At 61.4% G+C, this 15,057-nt stretch carries 13 protein-coding genes; 10 read left to right on the top strand and 3 right to left on the bottom strand.

The window, feature by feature from the left end:
• Positions 1 to 16: 16 nt before the first annotated feature.
• Entirely contained in the window at positions 17 to 1,648 is a 1,632-nt protein-coding gene (locus CAG25_RS16925) for a Na+/H+ antiporter (protein ID WP_085612286.1), read from the bottom strand.
• Positions 1,649 to 1,829: 181 nt separating this feature from the next.
• On the opposite strand from CAG25_RS16925, the gene CAG25_RS16920 reads away from it, so the two are divergent.
• From CAG25_RS16920 to CAG25_RS16905, 4 genes are all read left to right on the top strand, one after another.
• Complete coding sequence (locus CAG25_RS16920; protein ID WP_003222107.1) at positions 1,830 to 2,192, top strand: ArsC family reductase; 363 nt, start codon at positions 1,830 to 1,832, stop codon at positions 2,190 to 2,192.
• Between the two features lie 31 nt (positions 2,193 to 2,223).
• Complete coding sequence (gene dapD / locus CAG25_RS16915; RefSeq protein WP_085612285.1) at positions 2,224 to 3,258, top strand: 2,3,4,5-tetrahydropyridine-2,6-dicarboxylate N-succinyltransferase; 1,035 nt, start codon at positions 2,224 to 2,226, stop codon at positions 3,256 to 3,258.
• Between the two features lie 150 nt (positions 3,259 to 3,408).
• Positions 3,409 to 4,614, top strand: coding sequence for an aminotransferase class V-fold PLP-dependent enzyme (locus CAG25_RS16910; RefSeq protein WP_085612284.1), 1,206 nt, complete (start codon positions 3,409 to 3,411; stop codon positions 4,612 to 4,614).
• On the top strand, positions 4,611 to 5,015 hold the full coding sequence (locus tag CAG25_RS16905) for a SufE family protein (protein ID WP_085612283.1): 405 nt from the start codon (positions 4,611 to 4,613) through the stop codon (positions 5,013 to 5,015). Before CAG25_RS16910 ends, CAG25_RS16905 begins: the two co-directional genes overlap by 4 nt.
• A gap of 25 nt (positions 5,016 to 5,040) precedes the next feature.
• Here the strand turns inward: CAG25_RS16905 and tcdA are convergent, their stop codons facing one another.
• Positions 5,041 to 5,859 (bottom strand): tRNA cyclic N6-threonylcarbamoyladenosine(37) synthase TcdA, encoded by an 819-nt coding sequence (gene tcdA, locus CAG25_RS16900; RefSeq protein WP_039769652.1) that lies wholly within the window; start codon positions 5,857 to 5,859, stop codon positions 5,041 to 5,043.
• Positions 5,860 to 6,073: 214 nt separating this feature from the next.
• Here tcdA and CAG25_RS16895 point away from each other — a divergent pair, with 214 nt between their 5' ends.
• The 4 genes from CAG25_RS16895 (at position 6,074) to CAG25_RS16880 (ending at position 11,177) form a co-directional block, all read left to right on the top strand.
• Complete coding sequence (locus tag CAG25_RS16895; protein WP_085612282.1) at positions 6,074 to 8,665, top strand: glycosyltransferase; 2,592 nt, start codon at positions 6,074 to 6,076, stop codon at positions 8,663 to 8,665.
• 98 nt (positions 8,666 to 8,763) lie between these two features.
• Complete coding sequence (dapE, locus tag CAG25_RS16890) at positions 8,764 to 9,915, top strand: succinyl-diaminopimelate desuccinylase (RefSeq protein ID WP_064593754.1); 1,152 nt, start codon at positions 8,764 to 8,766, stop codon at positions 9,913 to 9,915.
• Positions 9,915 to 10,724 carry a putative RNA methyltransferase gene (locus CAG25_RS16885; protein WP_064593749.1) on the top strand — a complete coding sequence of 270 codons (810 nt, stop codon included), beginning with the start codon at positions 9,915 to 9,917 and terminating at the stop codon, positions 10,722 to 10,724. The genes dapE and CAG25_RS16885 overlap by 1 nt, the downstream gene beginning before the upstream one ends.
• Before the next feature lie 75 nt (positions 10,725 to 10,799).
• Positions 10,800 to 11,177, top strand: coding sequence for a hypothetical protein (locus CAG25_RS16880; protein WP_039769649.1), 378 nt, complete (start codon positions 10,800 to 10,802; stop codon positions 11,175 to 11,177).
• Positions 11,178 to 11,330: 153 nt separating this feature from the next.
• Here CAG25_RS16880 and CAG25_RS16875 read toward each other — a convergent pair whose 3' ends face one another.
• A complete protein-coding gene (locus CAG25_RS16875) occupies positions 11,331 to 11,540 on the bottom strand; it encodes a cold shock domain-containing protein (RefSeq protein ID WP_007954750.1) in 210 nt (69 codons plus the stop codon).
• A gap of 237 nt (positions 11,541 to 11,777) precedes the next feature.
• Here CAG25_RS16875 and plsB point away from each other — a divergent pair, with 237 nt between their 5' ends.
• Positions 11,778 to 14,276 (top strand): glycerol-3-phosphate 1-O-acyltransferase PlsB, encoded by a 2,499-nt coding sequence (gene plsB / locus CAG25_RS16870; protein WP_085612281.1) that lies wholly within the window; start codon positions 11,778 to 11,780, stop codon positions 14,274 to 14,276.
• A gap of 92 nt (positions 14,277 to 14,368) precedes the next feature.
• The gene (locus CAG25_RS16865) at positions 14,369 to 15,055 is read left to right on the top strand and encodes a hypothetical protein (protein WP_085612280.1); all 687 of its coding nucleotides are present in this window, start codon (positions 14,369 to 14,371) and stop codon (positions 15,053 to 15,055) included.
• Positions 15,056 to 15,057 lie beyond the last annotated feature (2 nt).

Genomic DNA, 15,057 nt, shown 5'->3' with positions numbered 1-15,057 from the left:
AACGGGCCAATCTGGATCATTTGACCTGCCCCAGATTGGCCTCACTCAAATCCAGTTCGCCCAGCACTTCACGTAAAACGTCATCACCAATCTGATGCTGACGACTGAGGCTGTACAACTCAAGGCGCTGCGCCCGCAATGCCTTGAGGCGCAAGCGGCGTTCCAGCAGATCCATCTGGAACGCCAGCGCCTGGGCTTCGGCCGAATCGTTGAACACCTCCAGCTGATGGCGGTACTCGGACATGATCCGCGCCTTGAGCTCCGCTGCCAGCGCGGCTTGCGCGGCATCCTGCGGGTTGACCTCTTCGGTCTCCAGCGCATGAATCGCTGCTTCCGCGGTCTTGCGCCAGGCGTCACGGACTTCCTGACGACGCTTGTCGTCCGGGCTTTTTTCGATACCACGCAACAGCAATGGCAGCGCAATACACGCCGTCACCAGCGACAACAGAATCACCCCGGCGGCGATGAAGATCAGCAGGTCGCGCTCGGGAAACACCTCGCTGCCCATCAGCATCGGCACCGACATCACACCCGCCAGGGTCACCGCACCGCGCACACCGCCAACGGTCAGCAACCAGCAGGAACGGGCGGTCGGCACTTGCGTCAGATCCCCCTTCCCACGCAGGCGACGCAACAGCACCGAAAGACGCCAGATGCTCTGCACCCAGATAAAACGCAACAGGACCAGCGCCAGGAAGATCGCCACCACATCGAGACAGCGATAGAACAGGGTCGGCCACAACGACGTCTCGTGGCTGACCACCGCTTTAATGATGTCCGGTAGCTGCAGGCCGAGCAGCAGAAAAATCAAACCGTTGAAGGCAAACTCCAGCAACGACCACACGCTGCGATTGAGCAACCGGGTGCTGGTCTGGCGCGGCAGCAGATCGAGCCAGCTCTGCATCATCCCCGCCGCCACTGCCGAAAGAATGCCCGACGCGCCGAGCCGTTCGGCCAGCACGTAAGCGGCGAATGGCAGCAGCAACATGAACACCACGTGGGTCGCCGGATCGTCCCAGCCCCGGGCGATCATCCAGGCGCGCAACCGGCCGACCAGCCAGCTCAGCGCCACACCCACTGCCAGCCCGCCGACCGCGACCAGTACGAAGGTCAGGCTGGCGTTGGCCAGGGAAAACGCACCGGTAACCGCCGCGACCAGGGCGAACTTGAACGTCACCAGGCCCGAAGCGTCATTCATCAGCGCCTCGCCCTGCAACATGTGCATCAATGGTGTGGGCAAGCGGTTCTGCGAAATGGCCGAGACGGCCACGGCATCCGTTGGCGACAGTACCGCCGCCAGCGCGAAGGCCACCGGCAAGGGAATCGTCGGCAGCAGCCAATGAATGAAGTAGCCCGCCCCGACCACGGTAAACAGCACCAACCCGACCGCCAGCGTCAGCACCGGCCCGCGCAGGCGCCACAATTCCCGCTTGGGCATGCGCCAGCCATCGGAAAACAGCAGCGGTGGCAGGAACAGAAACAGGAACAGCTCCGGATCAAGAGCCACGTGCAGGCCGAGGGTCGGCCAGGCCAGCAAGGCACCGGCGGCGATCTGCACCAGTGGCAGCGGCAGCGGAATCACCCGTCCCACCAGGCGCGAGACACTGACCAGCATCAGCAGGATCAGGACGGTATAAGCGGTTTGCATAGAGCGGAAATCCCGGACAATCGACAGCGTTGAACTGCCATATTAGCCGCTTAGGCTGTGCGTGGCCGTTGCACCTATGTCGCAGCCCCCTCAGCAAAAGCAACCTCGGCGCCGCGAAACCGTCTGGTCATGGCATAATCCGACACCATTTTTTTCCAGCACCTGTAAAGGGGGCAATTCCTTGACCGTTTCAAGCAAAACGTTGCACCTTTTCGGCATCAAAGCCTGCGACACCATGAAAAAGGCGCGCACCTGGCTCGATGAACACGCTGTCAGCTATGACTTCCACGATTACAAGACCGCCGGCATTGACCGCGAGCACCTGACCCAATGGTGCGACGAGCATGGCTGGCAAACGGTGTTGAACCGCGCAGGCACGACCTTTCGCAAACTCGACGACGAACGCAAAGCCGATCTCGACCAGTCGAAAGCCATCGAACTGATGCTCGCTCAACCCTCGATGATCAAGCGCCCGGTGCTCGATCTCGGTGACCGAACCCTGATTGGCTTCAAGCCAGACATCTACGCGGCCGCGCTCAAGTAAGCAGCCCGTCACTTTTTGTAGAGGTATTCACATGTCCAACTCCCTGTTCAGTATTGCCTTCGGCGTCGGCACCCAAAACCGTCAAGGCGCGTGGCTGGAAGTGTTCTACGCCCAGCCGCTGTTGAACCCTTCGGCCGAACTGGTTGCCGCAGTTGCACCGATCCTCGGCTACACCGGAGGCAACCAGGCCATCACCTTCACCACCGCACAGGCTGCGCAACTGGCTGAAGCCGTGAAAGGCATCGACGCGGTACAAGGCAAGCTGCTGACCCGCCTGGCCGAAAGCCACAAGCCGCTGGTCGCGACCCTGCTGGCCGAAGACGCGCAACTGACTTCGACTCCTGAGGCTTACCTCAAGCTGCACCTGCTGTCCCATCGCCTGGTCAAGCCGCACGGCGTGAGCCTGGCCGGGATCTTCCCGCTGCTGCCGAACGTGGCCTGGACCAGCCAGGGCGCGATCGACCTGAGCGAACTGGCCGAGCTGCAACTCGAAGCCCGTCTGCGCGGCGAGCTGCTGGAAGTGTTCTCGGTGGACAAGTTCCCGAAAATGACCGACTACGTGGTACCGGCCGGCGTGCGTATCGCTGACGCCGCACGCCTGCGTCTGGGCGCCTACGTGGGCGAAGGCACCACCGTGATGCACGAAGGTTTCATCAACTTCAACGCCGGCACCGAAGGCCCGGGCATGATCGAAGGCCGCGTTTCCGCTGGCGTCTTCGTTGGCAAGGGTTCGGACCTGGGCGGCGGCTGCTCGACCATGGGCACCCTGTCGGGCGGCGGCAACATCGTGATCAAGGTCGGCGAAGGCTGCCTGATCGGCGCCAACGCCGGTATCGGTATCCCGCTGGGCGACCGCAACACCGTCGAGTCGGGCCTGTACGTGACCGCTGGCACCAAGGTGGCGCTGCTGGACGAGCACAACAACCTGGTCAAAGTGGTCAAGGCTCGTGAACTGGCCGGTCAGACCGACCTGCTGTTCCGTCGCAATTCGGAAACCGGCGCTGTGGAATGCAAAACCCACAAATCGGCGATCGAACTGAACGAAGCGCTGCACGCTCACAACTAAGCGCCGCTGTGACCTCCTGTGGGAGCGGGCTTGCTCGCGAAGACGGTGTGTCAGTCACCCTTCATTTTGACTGACACGACGCATTCGCGGGCAAGCCCGCTCCCACAGGGTTCGGCGTTAACCCGCCCATCTTCACCAGGGCTTGAAACCGTGATGATTCCCTCCCCCTGGCGCGCCGATTTCCCGGCCATCGCCGCCCTGCAACGGCAAGACCAGACCTATCTGGACAACGCCGCCACCACGCAAAAACCCCAGGCCCTGCTCGACGCGCTGGCGCATTACTACGCCAATGGCGCGGCCAACGTGCATCGTGCTCAGCATCTGCCCGGCGCCCACGCCACGCAGGCGTTCGAGGACAGCCGCCTGAAGGTTGCCCAGTGGCTGAATGCCGGTGACAGCGGGCAGATCATCTTCACCCACGGCGCCACCAGTGCGCTGAATCTCCTGGCTTACGGCCTGGAACATCTTTTCCTTCCAGGCGATGAAATTGTCATCAGCGCCCTGGAGCATCACGCCAATCTGCTGCCGTGGCAGCAACTGGCACAACGTCGCGACCTCAAACTGGTGATCCTGCCGCTGGACGATGACGGCGTGATCGACCTCGCTGCTGCCGTTCACCTGATCGGTCCGCGCACTCGCTTGCTGGCGGTCAGCCAGTTGTCCAACGTACTGGGCGCCTGGCAACCGTTGCCGGCACTGCTGGCAATGGCCAAGGCGCACAACGCGTTGACCGTGGTCGATGGCGCTCAAGGCGTGGTTCACGGCCGGCATGACGCGCAGGCGCTGGGTTGCGACTTTTATGTGTTTTCCAGCCACAAGTTGTACGGGCCCGATGGCCTTGGCGTGCTGTTCGGGCGCAACGCCGCGCTCGAACAACTGCGCCCGTGGCAGTTCGGTGGCGAAATGGTGCTGGAAGCCAATTATCACGACGCGCGTTTCCGCCCGGCGCCACTGGGTTTCGAAGCGGGAACGCCGCCGATTGCCAACGTGATCGGCCTCGGCGCGACCCTCGATTATCTGGCCGGTCTGGATCAGGACGCCGTGTCCACCCACGAAGCGGCGCTGCACGACTATCTGTTGCGCGGCCTTGCTGCCCGCAATGGCATCCGTCTGCTGGGCAAGCCGCAACTGGCGCTGGCCAGTTTTGTCGTGGAAGGTGTGCACAACGCCGATCTTGCGCACTTGCTGACCGAACAGGGCATCGCCGTGCGTGCCGGACACCACTGCGCGATGCCACTGCTCAAGCGTTTCGAACTGGCCGGGGCGATTCGTGTGTCGCTGGCGCTGTACAACGATTCCGAAGATCTGGAGCGGTTCTTTGAAGCGCTGGATCAGGCGCTGGAGCTGTTGCGATGAGCCTGCCGGTCGAGGCCGCCGACGCGCTGCAAACGTTTCAGAACGCCGCCGGCTGGGAACAGCGGGCGCGGCTGTTAATGCAATTTGGTGACCGCCTGCCGCCGTTGAGCGATGCGGACAAGTGCGAGGCCAATCGGGTGCACGGCTGTGAAAGCCAGGTGTGGCTGGTTGGAGAGTTGCGCGACGGTCACTGGCAATTCGCAGCAGGCAGCGATGCGCGGATGATTCGCGGATTGGTGGCGTTGTTGCTGTTGCGGGTCAACGGCTTGTCGGCCGCCGAGTTGCAGCAAATCGATCTGCCGGAGTGGTTCAATCAATTGGGACTGTCGCGGCAGTTGTCGCCGTCGCGCAGCAATGGCTTGAATGCCGTGCTGCAGCGGATGAACGAGCTGGCGCAGTAAAAGGGCTGCTGGGCAGCCCTATGCTTCAGGCCTGAGGCTTGACCCGATCCGCCGGTCGCCGCACGCCCGCCACAATCTTGTCTACGGCCTTGGTCGCCGCGACCATGCCGAACGTCGCCGTCACCATCATCACCGCGCCAAACCCGCCGGCGCAGTCCAGTTTCACGCCGTCACCGACAAAACTCTTCTGCAGGCAAATGCTGCCGTCCGGCTTCGGATAGCGCAGCTGTTCGGTGGAGAACACGCACGGCACGCTGTAATGGCGGGTCACGGTTCGCGAGAAACCGTAGTCACGGCGCAACGTTGAACGCACTTTCGAAGCCAGCGGATCGTTGAAGGTGCGGTTGAGGTCGCAGACCTGAATCAACGTTGGATCGATCTGTCCGCCAGCTCCACCGGTGGTGATGATCTGAATCTTGCGGCGCTTGCACCAGGCGATCAGCGCAGCCTTGGCGTTGACCGCATCAATGCAGTCGATCACGCAGTCGATGTTCGGCGTGATGTATTCGGCCATGGTGTCGCGGGTGACGAAGTCCGCCACGGCGTGCACCTTGCAGTCCGGGTTGATCCCGCGCAGACGCTCGGCCATCACCTCGACCTTGGGTTTGCCGACGGTGCTGTCGAGCGCGTGCAACTGGCGGTTGGCGTTGCTGACGCAGACGTCGTCGAGGTCGAACAGCGAAATCTCGCCCACCCCGCAACGGGCCATGGCTTCCGCCGCCCAGGAACCGACGCCGCCAACGCCGACAATCGCCACATGGGCTGCACGCAGGCGCTCAAGGCCCTCGATGCCATACAAACGGGCGATGCCTGCAAACCGCGGATCTTCTGTACTCATGACCATTACCCTGAAAACCGGCGCGCATTATAGGACTACGCAGCGACAAGTTTTAAGCTTCAAGCTACAAGTGTAAGAACTTAAGTCAGGTTGGATTGCCCAACATCCGGCATTTCCCTGTCTCTTGTAGGACTCAGCGAACTGCCGGTGTAGGATGCGCGCCCTCCTGGCGTCAACCAGCCGACCCTTCGTTCCACAGCCTTTGGAACCCGACACAGCTATGTCATCGCGTAAATTTGGACTCAACCTGGTGGTGGTTCTGGCAATCGCCGCCCTGTTCACCGGTTTCTGGGCGCTGATCAACCGCCCCGTTTCCGCGCCGAACTGGCCGGAGCAGATCTCCGGTTTCTCCTATTCACCGTTCCAGCAGGGACAGTTCCCACAGAAGGATCAGTATCCGTCCGACGATGAAATGCGCCGCGACCTGGAGATCATGAGCAAGCTGACGGACAACATCCGCATCTACTCGGTCGACGGCTCCCTGCAGGACATCCCGAAACTGGCAGAAGAATTCGGCCTGCGCGTGACCCTGGGGATCTGGATCAGCCCCGACCAGGAGCGCAACGAGCGGGAGATCGCTAAAGCTATCGAGTTGGCCAACTCTTCGCGCAGTGTGGTTCGCGTGGTGGTCGGCAACGAAGCATTATTCCGGGAGGAAATCACGCCTGAGGCCCTGATCGTCCTGCTGGATCGTGTCCGTGCAGCGGTGAAGGTACCGGTCACCACCTCCGAACAATGGCATATCTGGGAGAAATACCCGCAACTGGCCAAACACGTCGACCTGATTGCCGCCCACGTTCTGCCCTACTGGGAATTCATTCCGGTGGACAAGGCCGGGCAGTTCGTTTTCGACCGCGCCCGCGACCTGAAAAAGATGTTCCCGAAAAAGCCGTTGCTGCTGTCCGAAGTGGGCTGGCCGAGCAACGGCCGCATGCGCGGTGGCGCCGATGCGTCGCCGGCGGATCAGGCGATCTACCTGCGCACGCTGGTCAACAAACTCAACCGCCAGGGCTTCAACTACTTCGTGATCGAAGCGTTTGACCAGCCGTGGAAGGCCAGCGACGAAGGTTCGGTCGGCGCTTACTGGGGCGTGTTCAACGCCGCACGCCAGCAGAAATTCAACTTCGAAGGTCCGGTGGTGGCGATCCCGCAATGGCGCGTGCTGGCCATCGGTTCGGTGGTGCTGGCGCTGTTGTCGCTGACGCTGCTGATGATCGACGGCTCGGCCCTGCGTCAGCGCGGCCGTACCTTCCTGACCTTTATCGCGTTCCTCTGCGGTTCGGTGCTGGTGTGGATCGGTTACGACTACAGCCAGCAATACAGCACGTGGTTCAGCCTGACGGTGGGCTTCCTGCTGGCGCTCGGTGCGCTCGGGGTGTTCATCGTGTTGCTGACCGAGGCCCACGAACTGGCCGAAGCGGTGTGGATTCACAAACGCCGGCGTGAATTCCTGCCGGTGGTCGGCGATTCTGATTACCGCCCGAAAGTTTCGATCCACGTGCCCTGCTACAACGAGCCGCCGGAGATGGTCAAACAGACCCTCAACGCCCTGGCCAACCTCGACTATCCGGACTTCGAAGTCCTGATCATCGACAACAACACCAAGGACCCGGCGGTCTGGGAACCGGTGCGCGACTACTGCGAAACGCTCGGCCCGCGCTTCAAGTTCTTCCACGTCTCGCCTCTGGCCGGTTTCAAGGGCGGCGCGCTGAACTACCTGATCCCGCACACCGCCAAGGACGCCGAAGTGATCGCGGTGATCGACTCCGACTACTGCGTGCACCCGAACTGGCTCAAGCACATGGTGCCGCACTTCGCCGACCCGAAAATCGCCGTGGTGCAGTCGCCGCAGGATTATCGCGACCAGAACGAAAGCACCTTCAAAAAGCTCTGCTACGCCGAATACAAAGGCTTCTTCCACATCGGCATGGTCACCCGCAACGACCGCGACGCGATCATCCAGCACGGCACCATGACCATGACCCGTCGTTCGGTTCTGGAAGAACTGGGCTGGGCCGACTGGTGCATCTGTGAAGACGCCGAACTCGGTCTGCGGGTATTCGAGAAAGGCCTGTCGGCGGCGTATTACCACGACAGTTACGGCAAGGGTCTGATGCCGGACACCTTCATCGACTTCAAGAAGCAGCGGTTCCGCTGGGCCTACGGTGCAATCCAGATCATCAAGCGCCACACCCGCAGCCTGCTGCGCGGCAAGGACACCGAGCTGACTCGCGGCCAGCGTTACCACTTCCTCGCAGGCTGGCTGCCTTGGGTGGCGGACGGCATGAACATCTTCTTCACCGTCGGCGCGCTGTTGTGGTCGGCGGCGATGATCATCGTGCCGCAACGGGTCGACCCACCGCTGCTGATCTTCGCGATCCCGCCGCTGGCGCTGTTCGTGTTCAAGGTCGGCAAGATCATCTTCCTCTACCGTCGCGCCGTGGGCGTGAACCTCAAGGATGCATTCTGCGCGGCACTGGCCGGTCTGGCGTTGTCGCACACCATCGCCAAAGCGGTGCTGTACGGCTTCTTCACCAGCAGCATTCCGTTCTTCCGCACCCCGAAAAACGCCGACAACCATGGCTTCTGGGTGGCGATTTCCGAAGCCCGGGAAGAGCTGTTCATCATGCTGCTGTTGTGGGGCGCGGCACTGGGGATCTTCCTGGTGCAGGGCATTCCGAGCAACGACATGCGCTTCTGGGTGGCCATGTTGCTGGTGCAGTCGCTGCCGTACGTGGCGGCGCTGATCATGGCGTTCCTGTCGTCGCTGCCAAAACCTGCGGCGGCGCCTGAACCGGCACCGGTGGTCTAAATCCTCACCGATGCACTAAACGGCGGCCAATGGTCGCCGTTTTGCTTTAAGATAACCGCCATTTTGCGCGCCTTGCCCCCCAGCTTTCGGAGTTTTCCATGACGGCCCACGCCGACCTTTCGCCGACCCTCCAACTCGCCATCGACCTGATCCGCCGTCCGTCCGTGACGCCGGTCGACGCCGATTGCCAGAAGCAGATGATGCAGCGCCTGGGCGATGCCGGTTTCCAGCTGGAACCGATGCGCATCGAAGATGTGGATAACTTCTGGGCGACTCACGGCAAAGGCGACGGCCCGGTGCTGTGCTTCGCTGGCCACACCGACGTGGTACCAACCGGCCCGGTGACGGCCTGGCAGATCGACCCGTTCAACGCGGTGATCGACGAGCACGGCATGCTCTGCGGCCGTGGCGCGGCGGACATGAAAGGCAGCCTGGCCTCGATGACCGTAGCGGCCGAGCGTTTCGTCGCCGACTACCCGGATCACAAGGGCAAGGTTGCATTCCTGATCACCAGCGACGAAGAAGGCCCGGCGCATCACGGCACCAAGGCTGTGGTCGAGCGCCTGGCAGCCCGTAACGAGCGTCTGGACTGGTGCATCGTCGGCGAACCGTCGAGCACCACGCTAGTGGGCGACGTGGTGAAGAACGGTCGTCGCGGCTCCCTCGGCGCCAAACTGACCGTGCGCGGTGTCCAGGGCCACGTCGCCTATCCGCATCTGGCGAAGAACCCGATCCACCTCGCTGCCCCGGCTCTGGCCGAGCTGGCAGCCGAGCATTGGGATCACGGCAACGACTTCTTCCCGCCGACCAGTTTCCAGATTTCCAACGTCAACTCCGGCACCGGCGCGACCAACGTGATTCCGGGCGATCTGGTGGCGGTGTTCAACTTCCGCTTCTCCACCGAGTCGACCGTTGAAGGGCTGCAGAAACGCGTCGCCGACATCCTCGACAAGCACGGCCTGGACTGGCACATCGACTGGGCGCTGTCCGGTCTGCCATTCCTCACCGAGCCGGGTGCGCTGCTCGACGCGGTGTCGTCGAGCATCAAGGACATCACTGGCCGCGAGACCAAGGCGTCCACCAGCGGCGGCACCTCCGACGGTCGTTTCATCGCGACCATGGGTACGCAGGTTGTTGAGCTGGGCCCGGTCAACGCAACCATCCACCAGGTCAACGAGCGCGTGCTGGCGGCCGATCTCGACGTGCTGACCGAGATCTACTACCAGACCCTGATCAAGTTGCTCGTCTGATGCTCGCGTGCCCGATCTGCAGTGAACCGCTAAACGCGGTGGACAACGGCGTGGTCTGCCCCGCCGGCCACCGCTTTGACCGTGCGCGCCAGGGTTACCTCAACCTGCTGCCGGTGCAGCACAAGAACAGCCGCGATCCCGGTGACAATCAGGCGATGGTCGAGGCCCGCCGCGACTTTCTGAACGCCGGGCATTACGCGCCAGTGGCCAAGCGCCTGGCGGAACTGGCGGCGAGTTATGCGCCGGCGCGCTGGGTCGATATCGGTTGTGGCGAGGGTTACTACACCGCGCAGATCGCCGAGGCTTTGCCCGACGCCGACGGTTACGCGCTGGACATCTCGAAGGAAGCGGTCAAACGCGCCTGCAAACGCAACCCGGCGCTGACCTGGTTGATCGCCAGCATGGCCCGGGTGCCACTGGCCTCCGGCAGTTGCCAGTTTCTGGCCAGCGTCTTCAGCCCACTGGACTGGGAAGAGGCCAAACGCCTGCTCAGTGTTGGCGGCGGCCTGATGAAAGTCGGCCCGACCAGCGGCCATCTGATGGAACTGCGCGAACGCCTGTACGACGAAGTGCGCGAATACACCGACGACAAGCACCTGGCCCTGGTGCCGGAAGGCATGGCGCTGGCGCACAGTGAAACCCTGGAATTCAAACTGACGCTGGACAAGCCCGAGGATCGCGCCAACCTGCTGGCGATGACGCCCCACGGCTGGCGCGCCAGTGCCGAGCGCCGCGCGGCGGTGATCGAACAGGCCGAGCCGTTCGTGACCACGGTCTCGATGCGCTACGATTATTTCGTTCTTCAATAACTTTTGGTCCCGGGCAACGACCCGGGGCCGGCTAAATCCGCGAATGGATTTTTCAGACCCGCAGTGAGGATATCCATGCGCCAACCGGACATCGAGATTTACCTGAAAGACGCCGACGTCGACCACAAGGCCATATCCGCCTGGCTGGGCGCCGCCCTCGGCCCGTGCAGCGACTGGGTACAGAAAGGTCAGACGTACAAGTGCAAGGCCGGCAACATCCCGGTGACCTGGCTGCCGAAAGCCGTGGGCAAGTGGAACAGCCTGTACCTGGAAAGCGACGCGACCCCTTGGGACGACGACATCGCCTGCGCCCGGGCAGCCTTTGCCGCGCTGAACGTCGAAGTGCGCTGCGCGCCGGGGACGTGGGTCGAGGAAGAAGGTGAAGAAACGGCGGATCGCTGGATCCGGATCAGCGCCGATGGTGAAGAAGAGATCACCTGGAAAACGGCTTAAAAACCAGCAACACAATGACAATGTGGGAGCGAGCCTGCTCGCGATTGCGTAGTGTCAGTCGATATCAAGGCTGACTGATACACCGCAATCGTCGGAACGCCGCCCGGAGCAGGCTCGCTCCCACAATGATTTTCGGTGTTCTGAAGATTTGCGTTACAGGCCTACAACGTCTTCAGCCTGCAACCCCTTCTGCCCTTCCACCACCGCGTATTCAACCTGCTGACCCTCGGTCAGCGAACGGTGGCCTTCGCCACGGATCGCGCGGTAGTGCACGAACACGTCCACCCCGTCTTCGCGCTGAATGAAGCCGTAGCCCTTGGCGTCGTTGAACCACTTCACGTTGCCGGTTTCACGTGTTGCCATCTGTTCATACTCCTTTTTTATTATTGAACAGGCTTTTCGCAGGAAAGCCTTTGAGGAACGTCAGCCTGCGTCCGACGTCCATAAAAGGGCCCCGGCGACAGATCGCCGAGTATATGACAGGCGGCAAAACTCTCAACAGGAGATTACTTCGCCGCTTTTTTGCCGATTTTCGCCCAATACGGCAAACTGTCGACCGCCCGAGCAAACGCTCGGTTTATCCACTCACGCAGAAGCCGTATGACCCGTTCCCCGTTCCGCCGTCTTGTGTTTGGCACCTTGCGCCGACTGTTGTATCTCTGGGTTCGCTCCGAGACGATCAACCAGTCGTCGTTCACCCTCAACCTCGACCGCAGTCGTCCGGTGTTCTACGTCCTGCAAAATCCATCGCTGACTGATCTGGCGGTGGTCGACACCGAGTGCACCAAGGCCGGCCTGCCGCGCCCGGTGCTGCCGGTGTCCGTGGGTTCGCTGATCGAACCGGCAGCGTTTTTCTACCTGACGCCGGACCCGGACTGGCTCGGTCGCCAGGACAAGCGCGGTGCACCGCCGACCCTGACCCGACTGGTCAGCGCCCTCAGCCAGAACGCTGCCGAAGACGCGCAGATCATTCCGGTCAGCGTGTTCTGGGGCCAGTCGCCGGACAGCGAAAACAGTCCGTGGAAACTGCTGTTCGCCGACAGCTGGGCCGTCACCGGGCGTCTGCGTCGCCTGCTGAGCATCATGATTCTGGGGCGCAAGACCCGCGTGCAATTCTCCGCACCGATCCACCTGCGCGAACTGATCGAACACAACAAGGGCCACGAGCGCACGGTGCGCATGGCCCAGCGGATCCTGCGGGTGCACTTCCGCAACCTCAAGGCTGCAGTGATCGGTCCGGACATTTCCCACCGCCGCAACCTGGTCAAAGGCCTGCTCAACCAGCCGCTGGTCAAGCAAGCGATCCTCGACGAAGCCGAGCGCGAAAACATCTCCCCGGAAAAAGCCAAGGCCCAGGCCCTGCGCTACGGCAACGAGATCGCCTCGGACTACACCTACACCGCGATCCGTTTTCTGGAAGTGGTGCTGAGCTGGTTCTGGAACAAGATCTACGACGGGATCAAGGTCAACCACATCGAAGGTGTGCAGAAGGTCGCCCAGGGTCACGAAGTGATCTACGTGCCGTGCCACCGCAGCCACATCGACTATCTGCTGCTGTCGTACTTGCTGTTCCGCAATGGCCTGACCCCGCCGCACATCGCCGCCGGGATCAACCTCAACATGCCGGTGATCGGCAGCCTGCTGCGCCGTGGCGGCGCGTTCTTCATGCGCCGCACGTTCAAGGGCAATCCACTGTACACCTCGGTGTTCAACGAATACCTGCACACCCTGTTCACCAAAGGTTTCCCGGTCGAGTACTTCGTCGAGGGCGGTCGCTCGCGTACCGGGCGCATGCTGCAACCGAAAACCGGGATGCTCGCAATCACCATGCGCAGCTTCCTGCGCTCGTCGCGGATGCCGATCGTGTTTGTCCCGGTGTACATCGGTTATGAGCGCGTGCTCGAAGGCCGCACCTACCTCGGCGAGCTGCGTGGCGCGAGCAAGAAGAAAGAATCGATCTTCGACATCTTCAAAGTCATCGGCGCGCTAAAGCAGCGCTTCGGCCAGGTGGCGGTGAACTTTGGCGAACCGATCAAACTCGCGGAGTTCCTCGACAGCGAACAGCCCGACTGGCGCCAGCAGGAACTCGGCCCGCAGTACAAGCCGGCGTGGCTCAACGAAACCACCAATCGCCTCGGCGAAAAAGTCGCGCAGCACCTGAACGAAGCGGCGGCGATCAACCCGGTCAACCTGGTGGCGCTGGCGCTGCTGTCGACCACCCGCCTGGCGCTGGATGATCGGGCCATGGCGCGGGTGCTGGATCTGTATCTGGCGCTGCTGCGCAAGGTCCCGTACTCGCCGCACACCACGTTGCCGGAAGGCGATGGCCGCGCGCTGATCGAGCACGTGAAGGACATGGATCTGCTGTCCGAGCAGAACGATGCGCTGGGCAAGATTCTTTATCTGGACGAGCAGAACGCCGTCCTGATGACCTATTACCGCAACAACGTGCTGCACATCTTCGCCCTGCCGGCGCTGCTGGCGAGCTTCTTCCAGAGCACCTCGCGCATGAGCCGCGAACAGATCCTGCGCTACACCCGCGCGCTGTATCCGTACCTGCAATCAGAGCTGTTCATTCGCTGGACGCTGGACGAACTGGATGCGGTGATCGATCAGTGGCTGGAAGCGTTCGTCGAACAAGGCCTGCTGCGTTTCGAGAAAGACGTGTACCTGCGCCCGGCACCGAGCTCGCGGCATTTCGTGCTGCTGACCCTGCTGTCGAAGAGCATCGCCCAAACCTTGCAACGCTTCTACATGACCGTTTCCCTGCTGCTCAACAGCGGCCAGAACAGCATCAGCGCCGAAGAGCTGGAAGACCTGTGCACGGTCATGGCCCAGCGCCTGTCGATCCTGCACGGCCTGAACGCACCGGAGTTCTTCGACAAGAGCCTGTTCCGCCACTTCATCCAGACCCTGCTCGACCTCGACGTACTGCGTCGCGACGAAGCCGGCAAGTTGAGCTACCACGAACTGCTCGGCGAACTGGCCGAAGGCGCGGCCAAACGGGTGTTGCCGGCGGAGATTCGCTTGTCGATCCGTCAGGTGGCACTGCACCGCAGTGAAGATGCGGCTGAAACTGCAACCTCTCCGACTTCCTGAAACTTGAAGACAACTAACCGATGGACCGGATTGTTTTCCGGTTAGTTGTTCTATGAATTAATGGGCTCTTTTCAATCGATAAGGAAATCGACATGAGCCTTTTAAAAGATTCACCGCGAAATGTCACTGTGACATTCAGCCTGCCACCTGAGTTTATTGCTCCCCTCGACGGCAAGAATGAAACCGTTATCGACATTCAAGTTGTCAACGCCCAACAGCCCGTCAACGTCAAGAACTGGAAACAGCCTGCCATCGTCGATGGCCAATGGAACTTTTCGTTCCCGCACCGTTATGACGGAGTCAGCGTAAAGTACCGCATCAGAATCCAGATGTTTCATGACGAGCGGCCGTTGTTACTGAAACAGGACTATTTCGTGATCGTTCATCGGGCGCCCTATCATCAGACGCTGCACCTGAGTCCAATCGGTTATTTGTATGTTGAAGTGCAGTCGCCCCAGGCGATTGCTAGCGAACAGGCCGTTACCATCAGCCTGCACGAGAAATCGAATCCCGAGTTGGAACTGGCACGAGTTTCCCATGACGAACAAACTGCAACTTCGTTTTACCTGAGGTATGACCCGGACCAGGCTGTCCCGGGTAAACATTACGCGTTGACCGGAATTGAAAACCGGTATCACCAACAAGTTTCCGTCTCTCCCGGGCCTGTCGAACTTGTTCCGTTGCCAACCCCAATCAGTTCCCGTCTGGTGCAAGCGTTTCAAGGGTGGCTGAAAGATCCATTACGTTTGTTCACTGACTCATTATCCAAAATCCGCTAGAT

The organism is Pseudomonas sp. B16(2017), assembly GCF_002113205.1.
Taxonomy (GTDB): domain Bacteria; phylum Pseudomonadota; class Gammaproteobacteria; order Pseudomonadales; family Pseudomonadaceae; genus Aquipseudomonas; species Aquipseudomonas pharyngis.
Note: the sequence above shows the minus strand (reverse complement) of the source record. Positions and strands in the feature narration are given on the sequence as shown.